Below are 18,238 nucleotides of genomic sequence, written 5' to 3' on the forward strand. Positions count from 1 at the left end.
CCGGCAGGGCGTTTACCCCGCCCCTCGCCGACCCACCCTGAAGGTATGGCAGGGAGTGTCGACCCGCCCGACGGGACGCCCGACGGCACACCGGAAGGGCTCCCCGGCAGGGGCGAGGACGAGTACCGGCCCGTCGTCTTCGACGAGTCCTTCATCCGCGCTGCCCGCCTCCAGGAACTGTCCGCCCGAGAACGCATGGGCAACGACATTCCCGCCGTCCGCGACCGCCCCGGCGCCGACCACGACGGCCCCGGCCCGGACCGGGACGCGGAGTACGAGTACGCCTACGACCTCGACCGCCGCCACCACTGGCGCACCCCCCGCCGACGCACCCGCAGGCGGCGCAGCGGCCACGGGCGCACGACGGGCGCGCGCGTGGGATCCCTCATCCTCGTGCTGCTCGTCGCGGCGGTCTTCGCCGCCGCCACCCACCTCGGATCCCGTTACCCGTACCAGCCGCCTCCCGGGCCGCGCGCCGAGCCCCTGCGCGTCACCCTCGTCGCCCTGACCCCCACCGGCCCCGTGCCGGGCGGACGCCCCGGCGACCTGTACGCTCGCAGCCCCGCCGCGCAGTACCGCCCCGGCGCCGCCGGTATCGCCCTGCCGCCCGCGCGGCGCACCACGCACTTCTCGGCCGGCCAGGTCATGACCGCCCTCACCGTCACCAAGGACTTCCTCATCCGGTCCTCCCTCGCCCCCGACGTCCTCACCGGCGGCACCACCCGCTCCGTGCGGCTGCTCCTTGACCCGGACCAGCACGCCCAGTTCGACCGGAGCGTCGACTCCCCGGCCGCGGACGGACGCCACGCCACCGGCGGCTGGCTGATCCGGTTCGACCCGGCCCGGGTGGCCCTCGCCGACCCCGGCGTCCGGGTCCACGGCACCTTCCACGTGACCGAGGCGTCCGCCGACGTCCTGGAGATCACGTCGGACCACACCTTCACCTACGCGCTGCGCCCCGCGGGCCCCGCCGCCGGACCCGACGACGCCTCGCTGTTCGCCGTCCGTCGCGAACTGCGCTTCCGCCTCGACCGCGACGACCTGCGCATGCACCGCGCCGAACTGGTCACCAGCCACCTCCAGGCCGGCCCCATGGACTGCTCCGCCGACCTGTCCGGCGCCCTGCGGCCACTCCTCGCCGGTCACCGCCCCACGACGGCCACCCCACCGGCCGCCGACCCCTACGCCTCCGTCCCGGCCGCGGCCACCCGCCTCTGCGCCGCCCTGTCACCCGACAGCCGGCCCTCCCCGCCCTGACCCCAGCACCGAGCGGGCTCACCGCGGGCCGCCCGCCCCGGCACTCCACCGCCGGGGCGGGCGCGGCACGCGGGGACCGGGTGGAACGGCGCCCCACCGCACCGTGAGACGGACGGGACGGACCCGCGGAACCGGCCCCCGGGCGCCGCCGCACGGGAAGGGATCAGGCCGTGCCCGGACCGTCGCCCCGGTCGCCGTCGCCGGTGTCCGAGCGGCTCCCCGTGGCGCCGGTGAACTTCTCGAAGAGCCTGCCGCCCAGGTCGCCGGCGCCACCGGCTATGTCACCGACCAGCTTCATCAGCGGATCCTTGCTCCCGCGCACCGTGTCCGCGTAGTGGCTCGCGGACTCGCGGAAGGAGTCCGTGACCGACGTGTCCCCGTCCTCCGACCGGCGCGGGTAGTGGCCGTCCATGAGCCGCTGGTAGTCGCGGCTCTCCGACCACTTCTTCAGCTCGGCCGCCCGCACCGTCGTGAACGGGTGGGAACGCGGCAGCACGTTCAGGATCTTCAGTACCGAGTCGCGCAGGTCACCGCCCGCCTCGTACTCCTCCGCCTGCGCGAGGAACGCGTCCACGTTCATCTCGTGCAGATGGTGTCCGCCCGCCAGCTTCATCAGGCCGCGCATCGACGCCTGGAGGTCCTGGCCGACCAGCAGGCCGGCCCGGTCCGCCGACAGCTCCGACTTGCGGAACCACTCCCGCAGCGCCGTGACGATCGCCATGACCGCCACGTTGCCGAGCGGGATCCACGCCACCTTCAGCGCCAGGTTGGTGAGGAACAGCAGCACCGTCCGGTACACGGAGTGCCCCGAGAGGGCATGGCCCACCTCGTGGCCGACGACGGCGCGCATCTCCTCCTCGTCCAGCAGCTCCACCAGGCCCGTGGTGACCACGATGATCGGCTCGTCCAGGCCGATGCACATCGCGTTGGGCTTCGGGTCCTGCGTGACGTACATCGGCGGGACCTTCTCCAGGTCGAGGATGTAGCAGGCGTCCCGCAGCATGTCGTGGAGATGGGCGAACTGCGCGTCGCCCACCCGCACGGAGTCCGAGAGGTACAGCAGCCTCAGGCTGCGCTCGGGCAGCAGCCCGCTCAGTGCCTTGAACACGGTGTCGAAGCCGCTGAGCCGGCGCAGGGCGACGAGCGCGGAACGGTCCGCGGGATGCTCGTAGGCGCGGGAGGAGATGCCGGGGAAGCGCCGGCGCGTACGGCTCGGCACGTTCTCATGGCCGTTCTCTGTCATGGTTGCCCCCATTTTCATGCGAGATCCGACTCGTCCCCCTGACAGACCTCAGCGTAGGCGGTGCTCCGGAAGACCGCCGAGGCTGTGGATAACGGCCTGTGGACAACGGCCCGCGCCACGACAACGCCTGAGTCGGCGTGAGGGTGCCCGCACCGCCCGCATACGATGTGCGCGAAGTCTCCGCTCCGACTCCGATGGATTGGTCCCGCAGAAGATGAGCAGCCTCCACACCGCCGCCGCCCACCTGGTCACGCTCGCCGAGGGCGGCGAGCACGGCGGCAACCACGAAAGCCTCAACCCCTACCTCACCGGTGGTGGCGCCCTCCTCGCGCTGCTGCTCCTGCTCTGGGTCACCACCCGCTTCAACCGCGACCGCTGAGCCGGCGCCCGCCGGGACCAGGCCGCACCGCCGTGCCGTTAGGCTCTGCACGCATGGGAGAGCAGGAAGTGCCGAGAAGTCCCGGCAAGCGCCGCCTGGGCGTGATGGGTGGGACGTTCGACCCGATCCACCACGGACACCTGGTGGCCGCCAGCGAGGTGGCCGCCCTGTTCCACCTCGACGAGGTGGTGTTCGTACCGACCGGGCAGCCCTGGCAGAAGAGCCACAGGACGGTGTCCCCGGCCGAGGACCGCTACCTCATGACGGTCATCGCCACGGCGTCGAACCCGCAGTTCTCGGTCAGTCGCATCGACATCGACCGGGCGGGCCCCACGTACACCATCGACACCCTGCGGGACCTGCGCTCCCTCAACCCGGACACGGACCTGTTCTTCATCACCGGCGCCGACGCGCTGTCGCAGATCATGCCCGGTTGGCGCAACGCCGAGGAACTCTTCTCGCTCGCGCACTTCATCGGGGTGACCCGCCCCGGCCACGACCTGTCGGACGACGGCCTGCCCAAGGGCGGCGTCTCCCTCGTCGAGGTGCCCGCGCTCGCCATCTCGTCGTCGGACTGCCGGGAGAGGGTCGCACAGGGCGATCCCGTCTGGTACCTGGTGCCGGACGGCGTGGTGCGCTACATCGACAAGCGCCAGTTGTACCGGGGCCAGTGAGCTACGGAGAGGGGCACCGGTGAACGACCAGAACAGCCACTACGACCCGTACTACCCGCCGCAGCCGCAGATCGTCGGCTACGACGAGTACGGGCAGCCGGTGTACCAGCAGGCCCAGCAGCCGCCCCAGCCCGAGCAGCAGAACTACGCGTACGGCTACGACCCGTACGCGCAGGCGACCCAGCCCTATCCCGAGCCCCAGCCGTACCCCCAGGACCAGCAATATCAGGGGTACCCGGGGTACGAGGAGCAGGGGCAGCCGGGCCACGGCGGCTACGACCCGTACGGCACCCCGCAGTGGCAGGTCCCCCAGGCCCCCCAGGCCCCCCAGGCCCCCCAGGTCCCCGCCGTCCAGCCGCCGCAGCCCGCCCCACCGGTGCCCGGCCAGGTGGCCGCGCCCGCGGGCGTGCCCGAGCAGCGCCGCCCCGCCCCCGAACCCCAGGACTTCACCACCCCCGAGCCGCCCGCGGAGAACCCGCCCGGCGGCGGCCCGCGCACCGACGGGGACGTCCGCGGACCCCACGGCCGGCGCGACTCCCGGGAGCAGGGGAGCGCCGGTGACGGCGGGGACTACCGCACCGAGCAGTTCGCCTTCGTCGACGAGCCCGACGAGGAGTCCGAGGACGCCATCGACTGGCTCAAGTTCACCGAGAGCCGCTCGGAGCGCCGCGAGGAGGCCAAGCGGCGCGGCCGCAACCGGGTCGTCGCGCTCTGCGTCGCCCTCGCCCTGGCCCTCGTCGGCGGCGTCGGCTACCTCTGGTACGAGGGGATGCTCCCGGGCCTGTCCGAGAAGGGCGCCCAGCAGGGCGGCACCACCGCGACCGGTCCCCAGAAACGCGACGTGATCGTCCTCCACCTGCACAACACGAAGGACGAGGCCACCTCGACGGCCCTCCTGGTCGACAACGCCACCACCAAGCAGGGCACCACCGTCCTGCTGCCGAACGCCCTCGCCGTGGCCAACGACGACGGGACGACCACCACCCTCGGCAAGTCCGTCGAGGACGACGGCTCCTCCGGCACCCGCGAGGCCATCGGCTCCCTCCTCGGCACCAGGATCACCGGTACGTGGCGACTCGACACGCCCTACCTGGAGAACCTCGTCGAACTCGTCGGCGGCGTCGACCTCACCACCGACACGGAGGTGCCCGCCGCCAAGGAGGGCGGGACCCCGGTCGTGCGGAAGGGCGAGAACCAGACGCTCGACGGGCGCATGGCCGTCGCCTACGCCACGTACCGAGGCCCGGGCGAGTCCGAGACGGCGCAGCTCCAGCGGTTCGGCCAGATCGTGCACGGGGTGCTCCGCAAGATGTCGGACGACCCCGAGAGCGCCACCATGACGATCCAGTCCCTGGCGCAGATCCTGGACCCGTCGCTCCCCGACAAGGACCTGGGCGCGTCACTGGCCAAACTTGCCGAGCGCGCCAAGACGGGGGCCTACAAGACCGAGCTGCTGCCCGTGCAGGGCGACGGGCGGCTCACCGAGGAGGCCACGCGCGGTGTGGTCGAGGACGTCCTCGGCGGATCCGTCAGCGCCCCCGAGCCGGGCTCCGTGGTCAGGGTCGGCGTCCGCAACGCCAGCGGTGACGGCGACGCCGCCGAGGCCGCGCGGATCGTCCTGGTCAACGGCGGCTACGCGGTCATCGACGGCGGCGCCGCGGACGGCACGGAGAGCACCTCGGAGGTCCTCTACGGCGACGCGGCGCAGAAGGCCAAGGCGGACGAGGTCGCCAAGACGCTCGGGCTCCCCGCCCGCGCCGTCCGCAAGGGCGAAGCGCCCGCGAACGCCGACGTCACCGTCGTCCTCGGCAAGGACTACGAGGCCAAGTAACGGTTTGCCGGGCTGTCGGCGGCACGTGAGACCCTTGAGGTGTCCTTTGACCGCCGACGAAAGCCTGCTTGTGACCGCCACCGACCGATCCATCGCGCTCGTCAACGCCGCCGCCCAGGCGGCCGCCGACCGGCTCGCGCACGACATCATCGCGTACGACGTCAGCGACGTGCTGTCGATCACCGACGCCTTCCTGCTCGCCTCCGCGCCCAACGACCGCCAGGTCAAGTCGATCGTCGACGAGATCGAGGAGCGGCTGAACAAGGAACTGGGCGCCAAGCCGGTGCGCCGCGAGGGCGACCGCGAGGCCCGCTGGGTCCTCCTCGACTACGTCGACATCGTCGTCCACGTCCAGCACAGCGAGGAGCGGGTCTTCTACGCTCTGGAGCGGCTCTGGAAGGACTGCCCCGAGCTGCCGCTGCCCGAGGACGCCGTGAAGACCCGCGGCAAGGCGGCGGAGCACGCCCGGCTCAGCGGTGCCGACGGCTCCGGCCCCGACGGCCTCCCCGGCGACGGAGCGGACGGTGAGCTGCGCTGAGCGCCACCAAGGGCGGCAGGGGCCGCCGCATCGTCCTCTGGCGCCACGGCCAGACCTCCTGGAACCTGGAGCGCCGCTTCCAGGGCAGCACCGACATCGAGCTGACCGAGACGGGCCTCGCCCAGGCGCGCCGGGCCGCCCGGCTGCTCGCCGCCCTCAAGCCGGACGCGATCATCGCGTCCGACCTCAAGCGGGCCGCGGCCACCGCCGCCGAGCTCGCCGCGATCACGGGGCACCCGGTCAGCCACGACGCCGCGCTCCGCGAGACGTACGCCGGGGTCTGGCAGGGGCTGACCCACGAGGAGATCCTCGCCCGCCACGGTGACGAGTACCGCGCGTGGAAGCGCGGCGAGCCCGTGCGGCGCGGCGGCGGCGAGCTGGAGACCGAGGTCGCCGACCGGGCCGCCCCCGTCGTGCTGGAGCACGTCGGGAAGCTGCCCGAGGACGGCACCCTCGTCGTGGTCAGCCACGGCGGCACGATCCGCACCACGATCGGCCGGCTCCTGGGCCTCCCCTCGCACAACTGGGAGAGCCTCGGCGGTCTCTCCAACTGCTGCTGGTCCGTCCTGGGGGAGGGCGCGCGGGGCTGGCGACTGCTGGAGCACAACGCCGGCACGCTCCCCGAGCCGGTCCTCGGCGACGACGACTGACCTGGATTTCACTTTCGGGCAGGTGACAGGCTAAAGTTCTTCTTGTTCGCAGCGCGGAGCGCCGAGAACACGAGGGGCTATAGCTCAGTTGGTAGAGCGCTTGCATGGCATGCAAGAGGTCAGGAGTTCAATTCTCCTTAGCTCCACAGCCCAGGATCCCGTCCCCAGTAGGGGGCGGGATTTCTGCGTACGAACCCCTGTCGCCCGTCCTCCGGGCCCTTCCCGGGGCCCATTCCGGTGGGAGGCCCGGACCGGCCGTCGGACGTCGCTGCCGCCCCACCGGGGCCGTGGCAGAATCGGACGGCCGGAGGGGCTACGGACCGGACGGGAGGAAGCGTGCGCGAGGCCGCCAGCAGATTCGAGGAACCCGCCGCACGGCTCGCCACCACACAGGCGCGCACCGACCTCACCTGCCCCGCCTGCGGTTCCTCGGACGTCGCCCAGATGCTCGGTGACAACGGCGGCGTGTCCTACGTCTGCACGTCCTGCGGCCACAGCTGGAGCTGATCGATGGGTGCACACAGGCGGAAGTGCGACTGGTGCGGCAGTGGCACGCCGATCGTCCGCGACATGGATCCGGTCAACCCGGACTACCAGTACTGGTGCGAGGAGTGCGCGCGGGCGCTGATCATAAAAGGCGACCCCATCGAGACGTACCGCGAACTCGAAGGGGAGCCGATCTACGGGCGCCTGCTCGACGAGCACTGCGCCCTGAAACGCTTCTACTCGTTCGCGACGGCCTGAGCCCGCCCGGGGGCGGACCGCCCGGTGCCGAGCGGTCCGCCCCCGGACCACCCGCCCCCGGCCCGCGTCCGCGCGACCCAGACGGCGAACACGCCCAGCAGCGCGAGCCCCAGCAGCGTGTAGAGGCCGGACAGCAGCATCTGCCAGCCGTTCTGGTGCAGTTCGAGCCGTATCGGCGCGGGGGCGTGCGGCACCCACCACAGTGCGAACGACCCGAACACCAGGGCCGCCCCGGCCGTCCACACCGGGCGGACGCGCGTGGCGAGCAGGACCAGCGCCGGCACGCACCACACCCAGTGGTGCGACCACGAGATCGGGCTCACCAGCAGCGCCGTCACGGCACACGCCACCACCGCCACCGGCCGGTCCCCGCGCAGCGCCGCGAGCACCGCCACGGCCAGCCCGGCGACGCCCACCACGGCCGCCGCGACCACCCACCACACACCCGGGTCGGTCGTGTGCAGCAGCCGCGCCAGTACCCCGCTCAGCGACTGGTTGGCCGTCTCCTCGGTACGGCCGACCCGGCTCGTCTTGAAGATCATCTCGGTCCAGAAGCGGCGCGAGTCGTACGGCAGGACCAGCGCCGACGCGATCGTCACCACCAGGAACGCCACCGTCGCCCGCACCCCGCGGCGCAGCCACTCGTTCCGCCGCGGCGCCCAGCCTTCGCTCCGCGCGCGTGCCACCCCCACGGCGAACAGCAGGACGACGAAGAGGCCCGGTGTGAGCTTCACCGCAGTGGCGAGCCCGATGCCCACCCCGGCCCAGCGGCTGTCCGCCCGACGTGTCAGATCCCACATCACCGCGACCGTGATCAGCAGGTTGATCTGGCCGTACCGGAACGTCTGCCACACCGGCTCGCACCACACCAGGGCCGCCGCCAGCCACAGGGCCGCCCCCGGCTGCGTCCAGAACGCCCCGCCCCGCCGGCGCGCGGCCGGACCGCACGACGTCACCAGCCGCAGCGACAGGTGCGCCAGCGCCACCAGCAGCAGCAGGTTCCCGAGCGTGGCCAGCGCCCGCATCTCCGGTACGCCGATCAGGGGCAGCGGCGTGAACACCAGCGCGGCGAACGGCGGATACGTCATCGGCAGGTTCGCCGACGTGGCCCGCATCGCGTACAGGTCCCCGCCCGCCAGGACCGTCGCCCCCTCGGCCCGGTAGACCGACAGGTCGAGCATCGACACGTGGGAGGCGTGCTGCGCGGCCCAGAAGGCCGCGAAGGACAACAGGCAGGTCCCCAGGGCGGCAAGCGGCAGGCTCCGGAGGCGGGTCTGAGCGGTCACGGTCGCGGTCACGTGCGCCGACGCTACCCGTCCCGCCGACCCTCCGGCCGGGGCGGGGGACAAACGATTTGGTGCTTCACCGGGGGGACCGTGTAATGTTCTCTGTGTCGCCGCGAGGGAAGCCCGCAAGGGAAACCGAGCAGGGCGGCGCACCGCAAGGGGCTATAGCTCAGTTGGTAGAGCGCTTGCATGGCATGCAAGAGGTCAGGAGTTCAATTCTCCTTAGCTCCACAGCCCGAGAAGGCGGGCCATCCGGTCGGATGGCCCGCCTTCTTCGTGTCCGGCCCCAACCCCGGCCGCTGCTCCGCGCCTTGCGTTCGACGAGGCGGAGCGGAACGCTCCCGCCACGCCTCCTGCTCCGGGCGCGGTGTCCGGTCCGCGGCCGGCCGCCACCCGCGCGGCTGCCGGCGCGCCGGGTCGTGCCGGGTCGCGCCGTCCGAGAGATCCCGCTCGGCGACCGCGCACCGCCCCAGTCCATCGGTTTCGAGCCGGCCGGGCCCCGGCTCGGCGCCGGGGCGGAGAGCGCAGAAGAGGTCCACCGCGACCGGCCCGGGCGGCGGACGCCGTCAGCGGCGCCGGGGACGGAACGCCGGTGCCGACATCCGGGAACCCGCGGAATCCGTCCCTTCCACCGACGGCCGGAAAGGACGAGGAGAACGAGGGCGGCCACGGACAAGCCTCTCCGTACCGGACGGCGCAGGCCCCGCCTCACCGACGGAGAAGAAGGGATCTCGCGGCAAGGGGTCCGGGAGGCTGCGAATGACGCGGACGGGATCCTGGCGGCGCTCGCCGCAGCCGCCCCCACCGGTGAGTGAGGGTGGTGCGGATCCGCCGGCTCGACGGCCCGTGACCGACCCGGGACTGCCCGGAAACGCGCCGATGCGCCGTGCGGTCCGGTACGCGCGCGTAGTGCCACGGTGACGCCACTGCCCGTGTCCGAGTGGCGGGACGGTGCGATGCGGCCCGTGGGGCCGCTGCTGTACCCTGGCGCCATGCGTGCCGTACGCCTTCTGCTTAGCGAGCCGCGCTGATCAGTGCCGGCGGGTGAGAAATCCGCTCGGAATCGGCGCGGCGTCCCCTCCTGTGTGAGGGGATTTTTCATTTCGCCGCGCCGACGGAATCGGGCGCGGCGGCAGCGAAGCAGAGACGATCGATGGAGCTTCAGAGGATCATGACCGAGACGAATTCGGCTGCCGAGACGGCGGCCCCGCATCGTTATACGGCGGCCATGGCGGCCGACATCGAGGCACGCTGGCAGGACTTCTGGGACGCCGAGGGAACCTACGCCGCGCCCAACCCGAGCGGTGACCTGGCGGGCGATCCGGAGCTGGTCGCCCGGCCCAAGAAGTTCATCATGGACATGTTCCCCTACCCGTCCGGTGCCGGCCTGCACGTCGGCCACCCGCTGGGGTACATCGCCACCGACGTGTACGCCCGGTACCAGCGGATGACCGGCCACAACGTCCTCCACACGCTGGGCTTCGACGCCTTCGGCCTGCCCGCCGAGCAGTACGCCGTGCAGACCGGTACGCACCCGCGCGTGTCGACCGAGGCGAACATGGAGAACATGAAGGCCCAGCTGCGTCGGCTGGGCCTGGGCCACGACAAGCGCCGGTCGTTCGCCACGATCGACCCGGACTACTACAAGTGGACCCAGTGGATCTTCCTGCAGATCTTCAACTCCTGGTACGACGAGGACGCGAAGAAGGCCCGGCCGATCGCCGACCTGGTCGCCGGGTTCGAGAGCGGTGAGCGTGCCGTACCGGGCACCACGCGCGCGTGGAGCGAGCTGAGCGCCACCGAACGCGCCGACGTGCTGAGCGAGTACCGCCTGGCGTACGCCTCCGACGCGCCGGTCAACTGGTGCCCCGGCCTGGGCACCGTCCTGGCCAACGAGGAGGTCACCGCCGACGGCCGCTCCGAGCGGGGCAACTTCCCCGTCTTCAAGGCGAAGCTGCGCCAGTGGAACATGCGCATCACCGCCTACGCGGACCGTCTGCTGGAGGACCTGGACGCGCTGGACTGGCCCGAGGCCATCAAGCTGCAGCAGCGCAACTGGATCGGCCGCTCCGAGGGCGCCCGCGTCGACTTCCCCGTAGGCGACGACGCGATCACCGTCTTCACCACGCGCCCGGACACGCTGTTCGGCGCGACCTACATGGTGCTGGCCCCCGAGCACGACCTGGTCGACCGGATCGTCCCGGAGGCCTGGCCGGCCGGCACGCCCGCGCTGTGGACGGGCGGGCACGCCACCCCGGCGCTGGCCGTCGACGCGTACCGCAAGCAGGCCGCCGCCAAGTCCGACGTGGAGCGGCAGGCCGAGGCGAAGGAGAAGACCGGCGTCTTCACCGGCGCCCACGCCGTCAACCCGGTCAGCGGCGAGCGGGTCCCGGTCTTCATCGCCGACTACGTGCTGATGGGCTACGGCACGGGCGCCATCATGGCCGTCCCGGCGCACGACACCCGCGACTTCGCCTTCGCCCGAGCCTTCGACCTGCCCATGCGCTGCGTCGTCGAGCCGAACGACGGCCGTGGTACGGACCCGGCCACGTGGGACGACGCCTTCGACTCGTACGACGCGAAGATCGTCGCGTCGGCCAACGACGACGTGTCCCTGGACGGCCTGGGCGTCGTCGAGGCCAAGGCGGAGATCACCCGCTGGTTGGAGTCCCGCGGCATCGGCGAGGGCACCGTCAACTACCGGCTGCGTGACTGGCTGTTCAGCCGCCAGCGGTACTGGGGCGAGCCCTTCCCGATCGTCTACGACGAGGACGGTGTCGCCCACGCGCTGCCCGAGTCGATGCTGCCGCTGGAACTGCCCGAGGTCGACGACTACGCGCCGCGCACCTTCGACCCCGACGACGCCGACACGCAGCCGGAGACCCCGCTGTCCCGCAACGAGGACTGGGTCAACGTCACCCTGGACCTGGGCGACGGTCCCAAGCGGTACCGCCGCGAGACCAACACCATGCCCAACTGGGCCGGTTCCTGCTGGTACGAGCTGCGCTACCTGGACCCGCACAACGACGACCGGCTGGTCGACCCGGACATCGAGCGGTACTGGATGGGCCCGCGGGAGGGCATGCCGCACGGCGGCGTCGACCTGTACGTGGGCGGCGCCGAACACGCCGTCCTGCACCTGCTGTACGCCCGGTTCTGGTCGAAGGTCCTGTACGACCTGGGCCACGTCTCGTCCGCCGAGCCGTTCCACCGGCTGTTCAACCAGGGCATGATCCAGGCGTACGTGTACCGCGACGCGCGCGGGATCGCCGTCCCGGCCGCCGAGGTCGAGGAGCGCGACGGCGCGTTCTGGTACCAGGGCGAGAAGGTCGGCCGCGTCCTGGGCAAGATGGGCAAGTCCCTGAAGAACGCGGTCACCCCGGACGAGATCTGCGCCGAGTACGGCGCGGACACGCTGCGGCTGTACGAGATGGCCATGGGCCCCCTGGACGTGTCCCGCCCGTGGGACACGCGCGCGGTGGTGGGCCAGTACCGGCTGCTGCAGCGGCTGTGGCGCAACATCGTCGACGAGTCGACCGGTGAGGTCACCGTCGTCGACACCGAGCCGGACGAGGACACGCTGCGCGCCCTGCACAAGGCCATCGACGGGGTCTCCCAGGACATGGCCGCGATGCGGTTCAACACGGCCATCGCCAAGATCACCGAGCTGAACAACCACCTGACCAAGGCGGGCGGCGCCGTGTCCCGGTCGGTCGCCGAGCGGCTGGTCCTGCTGGTCGCGCCGCTGGCCCCGCACATCGCCGAGGAACTGTGGCGCAAGCTGGGCCACAGCGGTTCCGTCGTCCACCAGGACTTCCCGGTCGCCGACCCGGCGTACGTCGTCGACGAGACCGTGACGTGCGTCGTGCAGATCAAGGGCAAGGTCAAGGCACGGCTGGAGGTCTCCCCGTCCATCACGGACGCGGAGCTGGAGGCGCTGGCCCTGGCCGATCCGGCGGTGGTGGCCGCCCTGGGCGGCGCGGACATCCGCAAGGTCATCGCCCGCGCGCCGAAGCTGGTGAACATCGTCCCGGCGTGACCGGCCGCCGGGTCCCGTCGTGTGACGCCGCCCCGGATTCGGCCCCTAGGGGCAGGTTGGGGGTTTCCGGAACCCCCGACCTGCCCTTCGGCGTTTACCGTGGAGGGAACACACGACGACGAGGGGACTCCATGACAGAGGCGATCGTGATCCTGGCGCTGCTTTTCGTCGCCTTCGTCGCGCTCGGTGTGTACGTGAGCGTGAAGGCGGTCAAGGCCGCCAAGCGCGGCGTCGACCGCACTCTCACGCAGGCCCGGCGTACGGTCGAGGACACCACCCTCCGTGCCAAGAGCTACGGGCAGGGCGGCGTCGCGAGGGAGCTGGCGCAGCTGCGGCTCTCCCTGCGCACCTCCATGCGGGCCACGCAGGACGCCCTGGAGGCCGGTGCGCCGGAGGACGCCTCGCTCCGGGAGTCGCTGGACCTGTTCCAGCGGCTCAGCGCTCACGGGCACGAGCTGGACGAGGAGCTCAAGCGGCTGGAGCGGGACCCCGACAGGGCCACGGTCGCCGAACGGCTGGAGGAGCTGCGGGAGCGCACACGGCGGATCACGGACTCCGCCGACTCCCTGCGCTGGGCGGCCAGGGACCGGGCGCAGAGGTTCGCCCAGGACGACCTGGACCTGCTCAGCGCCCAGATCGACGTGGAGGCCGGCGCGCTGCGCCACTGGTCGGAGCCGGAGACCTCCGCGCCGGTGGACCGCGGTGGGACGAAGGCCGCGGCGGCGCCCGAGCAGGGGCGTCCGGCGGCGGACACGGACGAGGAGACGGGGGCGGAGGCGCGCAGGGCCGCCGGGAACGGCCCGGCCGACGGAGCCCGGCCGGCCATCACCGCGCGCGACCCGCGCCTCGGCACCGGCTACCCCTGGCAGAAGTCGGCACGTCCCGAGACCACCAACTGACCACGTCGACCGGGGAGAACGGGCCCGGGCTGCTCTCCGGCGCCGCCTGCGGGTAACCTCCCGGTCATGTCCCGCCATGTCGCGATCGTCACCGATTCCACGGCCTACCTGCCGCCGCAGACGATGGAGCGGCACGGTATCACCGCAGTACCGCTGACCGTCGTCCTGGGCGACCAGGCCCTGGAAGAGGGCACGGAGATCTCGGCCCGTTCCCTCGCCCAGGCCCTGCAGAAGCGACGCTCCGTCACCACCTCCCGCCCCAGCCCGGAGGTGTTCGCCGCCCACTACCGCGAGGTCGCCGCGGAGGGCGCCACCGGGATCGTCTCGCTGCACCTGTCGGCCGAGCTGTCCGGCACGTACGAGGCGGCGCTGCTCGCGGCCCGGGAGGCGCCGGTGCCGGTGCGGGTCGTCGACACGGGGATGATCGCCATGGCGCTGGGCTTCTGCGCCGTCGCGGCTGCCGAGGCCGCGCGGGCGGACTGCGGCCTGGACGAGGTCGTGGCCGCTGCGGAGAAGCGGGCCTCCGGTACCTCCGCGTACTTCTACGTCGACACCCTCGACTACCTCCGGCGCGGCGGGCGCATCGGGGCCGCCCGGGCCCTGCTCGGCTCGGCACTGGCCGTGAAACCCCTGCTGGAGCTGAGCGGCGGACGCATCGAGCCGAGGGAGAAGGTGCGGACCGCGTCGAAGGCCATCGCCCGGCTCGAGGAGATCGCCGCCGAACGGGCGGGACGGGCCGTCGTCGACATCGCCGTGCACCACCTCGCCGCCGCCGAGAGGGCCGACACGCTCGCCGGTCACCTGCGCGGCCGTGTTCCGGGCCTGGCCGACCTGCACGTCAGCGAGGTCGGCGCGGTGATCGGCGCGCACACCGGTCCGGGGTTGCTGGGAGTGGTCGTCTCCCAGAGGTGAAGCCTTCCGTTTCACCCTTCAGGGTGGCGGAGTTTTCCCCAACTGCTAGGTTTTCCACGGAAATCGGCACGGCTCGGCAGAATCGCACGAATGTGTCTACCGTGCTGTGACATGACGACACGAACACGTTCCGTAATCAGGGTTGCGTCGGTTTCCTCCCGCGCCTCCCACGCTCCCCTCGTTTCCCGCCGGCTCGCGGTGACGAGCGGACCGGGCCGGGCCCGCGGCTCCGACAGCCGGACGCGCGGCCGTACGGGCGGAAGGGTCCGGGGACGGCACCGGGCCGGAGACCCCGAGGACCACACCGCCGTGCCGTCCGCGCCGGCCCCCAGGACCAGGGCGGACGCGCTGATGGCGGGCACCGACCCGCCGTCGCACCGGGACCCCGCCGGACCCCCGACGCCCGGCGGGGCTCCGGTGCCCGGCGGGGATCCGACGCCTCCGCACGCGCCGTCCGCGCCCTCGCCGGTCGGGGCGGTCCCGAGGTGGAGGTTCGCGCTGCGCGAGCGGTTACCCGTGTGGGTACAGACGAGGTGCGGGCTCGAACGCCGCACGCTGGGCGCACTGGCCGTCATCCTGGTCGTGGGGGCGGTGCTCGCCGGGTGCTACTTCTGGGCGGGCCGTCCCGAGACCGTGCGTGCGCCCGAGGTGGTCGGGCGCGCCGCGACCGCGGTGACCGTGCCGGCGGAACCGCCCCGGTTCCCGACCGGCCCGCAGGCCGCCGCTGTCGCTGCCGCCGTACCGCCGGGGTCGCCGTCGGCGGCGGGGTCGCCCTCGGCCGTGGTCGTCGTCGACGTGAGCGGCAAGGTACGGCGGCCCGGCGTGCTGCGGCTCCCGATGGGAGCCCGTGTCGTCGACGCGCTCCGCGCCGCCGGCGGCGTCCCGCCGGGCACGGACACCACCGGGCTCAACCGGGCACGTGTCCTGGTGGACGGTGAGCACGTCCTGGTCGGCGTCCCGGCCGCCGGACCGCCCGGCACCCTGCCGGTGGCGGCCCCGGAAGCCGCCGGAACCGGGGCGGCGGAAGGTCCGGTCAGCCTCAACACCGCCACCGTCGAACAGCTCGACACGCTGCCCGGGGTGGGACCGGTCCTCGCACGCCACATCGTCGAGCACCGTGCCCAGCACGGCGGCTTCCGGTCGGTCGAGGAACTGCGCCAGGTCCGCGGCATCGGCGCCCGCCGCTTCGCCGACCTCCGTCCCCGCGTACGGCTGTGACGCCCGGTCAGGCACCACCGGCAGCACCCGGCACGGCAAACGGCCCCACGACCAGTCCCGGGCCGCGCCCGGGGCCCCGTGCCGAGGTTCACAGCGCGTCGGGCAACCTGCCGGGAGCCGCCAGCCCCCGGCAGGAGGGGCCGGCCGATCTGCGGCTGGTGGCGCCCGCCCTGGCGGCATGGGCGGCGGCGGCACTCGCCCTGGGCCTCCCCGGCTGGTGGACGGTGACCGGTGTCGTCCTGTGCGGTGCCGTGGCGGCAGCCCTCCTCCTGGGCGGACGGCCGAAGTACGTGCCGGGCCCCGGCGGGCGGCGGAGGAGGAACGCCACCGCGTGCGCCGCCGTGTTGCTGTGCGCCGCGGCCGGCGCGACCTCGGCGGGGTTGCACGGAGCGGACCTGCGCCGCGGACCGGTCCCCGCGCTGGCGGGGGAGCACGCGACGGTCACGGCCGACGTGACGGTCCGTTCCGACCCGAGGCCCGTCGTCCCCCGGGTGCGCGGCAACCGGCCGATGCCCGCCTCCGTCGTCCTGAACGCGGAGGTGACGCGGGTGACGGCGCCGGACGGGGCGGCGACACGGGTCCGCACGCCGATCCTCGTGATGGCACGGCCCGGGGAGGGGGGACGGCACGGCGATGCCTGGCTGCGGCTACTGCCGTCGACCAGACTGCACGTGACCGGGCGGCTCGCACCGCCACGCCGCTCCGGCGACCCGTTCGCCGCCGTGCTGTACGCCGGTACGGGACCACCCCGCGTCACCGGCCCGCCGAGCACCCCGCACCGCACGGCCGGGCAACTGCGTGCCGGGCTGCGCGAAGCGACCGACGGACTGCCCGCGGACGCGCGGGCGCTGCTGCCCGGCCTGGTCGTCGGCGATACCTCACGGATCCCCGAGGACCTGCGGAGGGCGTTCGAGGCGACGGACCTGACCCACCTGCTCGCCGTTTCCGGCAGCAACTTGACGATCGTGCTGCTGCTGCTCATCGGGCCCGCCGGCAGAGCGACGAGCGCCGAGCGGGGAGGGCTCGCGCCCCGGCTGGGTGTCTCCCTGCGGGGGACGGCCCTGCTGGGCGGGGCGCTGACGTTGGCGTTCGTGGTGGTGTGCCGGCCCGAACCGAGTGTGTTGCGCGCAGCCGCGTGCGGGTTGATCACCCTGCTCGCCATCGGCACCGGCCGCCGCCGGTCGCTGATCCCCGCCCTCGCCGGGGCCGTCCTGCTGCTGGTGCTGTACGACCCGTGGCTGGCCCGCGGGTACGGGTTCCTGCTGTCCGTTCTGGCGACCGGCGCGCTCCTCACGATCGCCCCGCGCTGGAGTGCCGCCCTCCAGGGGCGCGGGGTCCCGCCGCGTGTCGCGGAGGCACTGGCCGCGGCGGCGGCCGCGCAGGCGGTGTGCGCGCCGGTGGTGGCCGTTTTCGCGGCGCGGGTGAGTCTGGTGGCGATCCCCTGCAACCTGTCGGCCGAACTGGCGGTGGCGCCGGCGACGGTGCTCGGGTTCGCCGCGCTGGGGATCGCTCCGCTGGCCATGCCGGTGGCCCGGCTGCTCGCCGAGTGTGCCGCCTGGCCCGCCGGATGGGTGGCATCCGTCGCTCGGACCGGGGCCTCCCTGCCCGGAGCGGAGACGGACTGGCCGGGTGGCTGGCGGGGCGGGTTGCTGCTGGCCGCCGTGACCGCGGCGCTACTGCTCGCGGTGCGCCGGCTGCCGTACCGGCCGTGGGTGGCCGCCGGGTGCGCCGGGGCGCTGCTGCTCGCCGTCGTGCGGCCCGTGCCGATCACCCGGGTCGTCACCGGGTGGCCGCCGCCCGGTTGGGTGTTCGCGATGTGCGACGTGGGCCAGGGCGATGCCACCGCCCTGGCGGTGGGGGACGGCACGGCCGTCGTGGTCGACGCGGGACCGGACCCCGAGCCGGTGGACCGGTGCCTGCGGGACCTGGGCGTCAGCCGCGTGCCGCTCGTGCTGCTCACCCACTTCCACGCCGATCACGTGTCCGGGCTGCCGGGCGTGCTGCGCGGCCGGTCCGTGGGGGTGATCCAGACGACAGGGTTCCTCGACCCGCCCGGACAGGCCGCGTTCGTCCGCCGGACGGCCGCCGCGGCACACGTCCCCGTGGTCCACGCGGTGCCCGGGGAGCGGCGCAGGGCCGGGCCGCTCGACTGGGAGGTGCTGTGGCCCGCGCCCGTCGCCGGATTCGCCCCGGAGGGGCCCAACGACGCCAGCGTCACCCTGCTCGTCCGCACCCGGGGAGGGGTGACCCTGCTGCTCCTCGGTGACCTGGAGCCGCCGTCCCAGCGGGGCCTCTGGCGGGTTCATCCCGCGCTGCCGAGGGTCGACGTCCTCAAGGTCGCGCACCACGGCTCGGCACACCAGGATCCCGAACTGCTCGGCAGGGCGCGGCCCCGGCTCGCCCTGGTGTCGGTCGGGCGCGACAACCCGTACGGGCATCCGTCGTCCCGTACGCTCGACGCCCTCCGCAAGGCGGGCGCGGCCGTGCTGCGGACAGACCGGGACGGCGCCATCGTGGTGACTGGTTCCGGCCGGGACCTGCGGGCGGTCACCCGGCACCCTCCGTAGG

General features: G+C 73.2%; 15 protein-coding genes and 2 tRNA genes. 15 read left to right on the forward strand and 2 right to left on the reverse strand.

The annotated features are described in order from the left end of the window. The first annotated feature begins 45 nt into the window (after window positions 1-45). Entirely contained in the window at window positions 46-1,257 is a 1,212-nt protein-coding gene (locus RND61_RS13025; RefSeq protein ID WP_315878062.1) for an SCO2583 family membrane protein, read from the forward strand. Between the two features lie 163 nt (window positions 1,258-1,420). On the opposite strand, the gene RND61_RS13030 is transcribed toward RND61_RS13025, so the two are convergent. After that, complete coding sequence (locus RND61_RS13030; RefSeq protein ID WP_315878063.1) at window positions 1,421-2,500, reverse strand: M48 family metallopeptidase; 1,080 nt, start codon at window positions 2,498-2,500, stop codon at window positions 1,421-1,423. A gap of 214 nt (window positions 2,501-2,714) precedes the next feature. On the opposite strand from RND61_RS13030, the gene RND61_RS13035 reads away from it, so the two are divergent. From RND61_RS13035 to RND61_RS13070, 8 genes are all read left to right on the forward strand, one after another. Continuing rightward, the gene (locus RND61_RS13035; protein ID WP_315878064.1) at window positions 2,715-2,879 is read left to right on the forward strand and encodes a hypothetical protein; all 165 of its coding nucleotides are present in this window, start codon (window positions 2,715-2,717) and stop codon (window positions 2,877-2,879) included. 53 nt (window positions 2,880-2,932) lie between these two features. Continuing rightward, on the forward strand, window positions 2,933-3,553 hold the full coding sequence (gene nadD, locus RND61_RS13040; RefSeq protein WP_315878065.1) for a nicotinate-nucleotide adenylyltransferase: 621 nt from the start codon (window positions 2,933-2,935) through the stop codon (window positions 3,551-3,553). Window positions 3,554-3,572: 19 nt separating this feature from the next. Further along, window positions 3,573-5,384, forward strand: coding sequence for an LCP family protein (locus RND61_RS13045; protein ID WP_315878066.1), 1,812 nt, complete (start codon window positions 3,573-3,575; stop codon window positions 5,382-5,384). 70 nt (window positions 5,385-5,454) lie between these two features. Beyond that, window positions 5,455-5,922 carry a ribosome silencing factor gene (gene rsfS / locus RND61_RS13050; RefSeq protein WP_315878124.1) on the forward strand — a complete coding sequence of 156 codons (468 nt, stop codon included), beginning with the start codon at window positions 5,455-5,457 and terminating at the stop codon, window positions 5,920-5,922. Then, a complete protein-coding gene (locus RND61_RS13055) occupies window positions 5,919-6,572 on the forward strand; it encodes a histidine phosphatase family protein (RefSeq protein ID WP_315878125.1) in 654 nt (217 codons plus the stop codon). The genes rsfS and RND61_RS13055 overlap by 4 nt, the downstream gene beginning before the upstream one ends. A gap of 73 nt (window positions 6,573-6,645) precedes the next feature. Next, window positions 6,646-6,718: transfer RNA gene (locus RND61_RS13060), tRNA-Ala, on the forward strand. A gap of 190 nt (window positions 6,719-6,908) precedes the next feature. After that, on the forward strand, window positions 6,909-7,079 hold the full coding sequence (locus tag RND61_RS13065; RefSeq protein WP_315878067.1) for a hypothetical protein: 171 nt from the start codon (window positions 6,909-6,911) through the stop codon (window positions 7,077-7,079). A gap of 3 nt (window positions 7,080-7,082) precedes the next feature. Further along, window positions 7,083-7,316, forward strand: coding sequence for a hypothetical protein (locus RND61_RS13070; protein ID WP_315878068.1), 234 nt, complete (start codon window positions 7,083-7,085; stop codon window positions 7,314-7,316). On the opposite strand, the gene RND61_RS13075 is transcribed toward RND61_RS13070, so the two are convergent. Further along, window positions 7,295-8,614 (reverse strand): glycosyltransferase 87 family protein, encoded by a 1,320-nt coding sequence (locus RND61_RS13075; RefSeq protein ID WP_315878069.1) that lies wholly within the window; start codon window positions 8,612-8,614, stop codon window positions 7,295-7,297. The two genes, RND61_RS13070 and RND61_RS13075, sit on opposite strands and share 22 nt — an antisense overlap. 146 nt (window positions 8,615-8,760) lie before the next feature. On the opposite strand from RND61_RS13075, the gene RND61_RS13080 reads away from it, so the two are divergent. From RND61_RS13080 to RND61_RS13105, 6 genes are all read left to right on the forward strand, one after another. Then, window positions 8,761-8,833, forward strand: a tRNA-Ala gene (locus RND61_RS13080). A 940-nt stretch (window positions 8,834-9,773) separates the two neighbouring features. Next, a complete protein-coding gene (gene leuS, locus RND61_RS13085; RefSeq protein ID WP_315878070.1) occupies window positions 9,774-12,641 on the forward strand; it encodes a leucine--tRNA ligase in 2,868 nt (955 codons plus the stop codon). Window positions 12,642-12,772: 131 nt separating this feature from the next. After that, a complete protein-coding gene (locus RND61_RS13090; RefSeq protein ID WP_315878071.1) occupies window positions 12,773-13,540 on the forward strand; it encodes a hypothetical protein in 768 nt (255 codons plus the stop codon). A 66-nt stretch (window positions 13,541-13,606) separates the two neighbouring features. After that, window positions 13,607-14,452, forward strand: a complete 846-nt coding sequence (locus RND61_RS13095) for a DegV family protein (RefSeq protein ID WP_315878072.1) — start codon at window positions 13,607-13,609, stop codon at window positions 14,450-14,452. A gap of 516 nt (window positions 14,453-14,968) precedes the next feature. Continuing rightward, window positions 14,969-15,670: a ComEA family DNA-binding protein gene (locus RND61_RS13100; protein WP_315878073.1), complete on the forward strand. Its 702-nt coding sequence runs from the start codon at window positions 14,969-14,971 to the stop codon at window positions 15,668-15,670. 107 nt (window positions 15,671-15,777) lie between these two features. Further along, window positions 15,778-18,237 carry a ComEC/Rec2 family competence protein gene (locus RND61_RS13105; protein WP_315878126.1) on the forward strand — a complete coding sequence of 820 codons (2,460 nt, stop codon included), beginning with the start codon at window positions 15,778-15,780 and terminating at the stop codon, window positions 18,235-18,237. The last annotated feature ends 1 nt before the right edge of the window (window position 18,238 follow it).

The organism is Streptomyces tamarix (assembly GCF_032423885.1).
Taxonomy (GTDB): domain Bacteria; phylum Actinomycetota; class Actinomycetes; order Streptomycetales; family Streptomycetaceae; genus Streptomyces; species Streptomyces tamarix.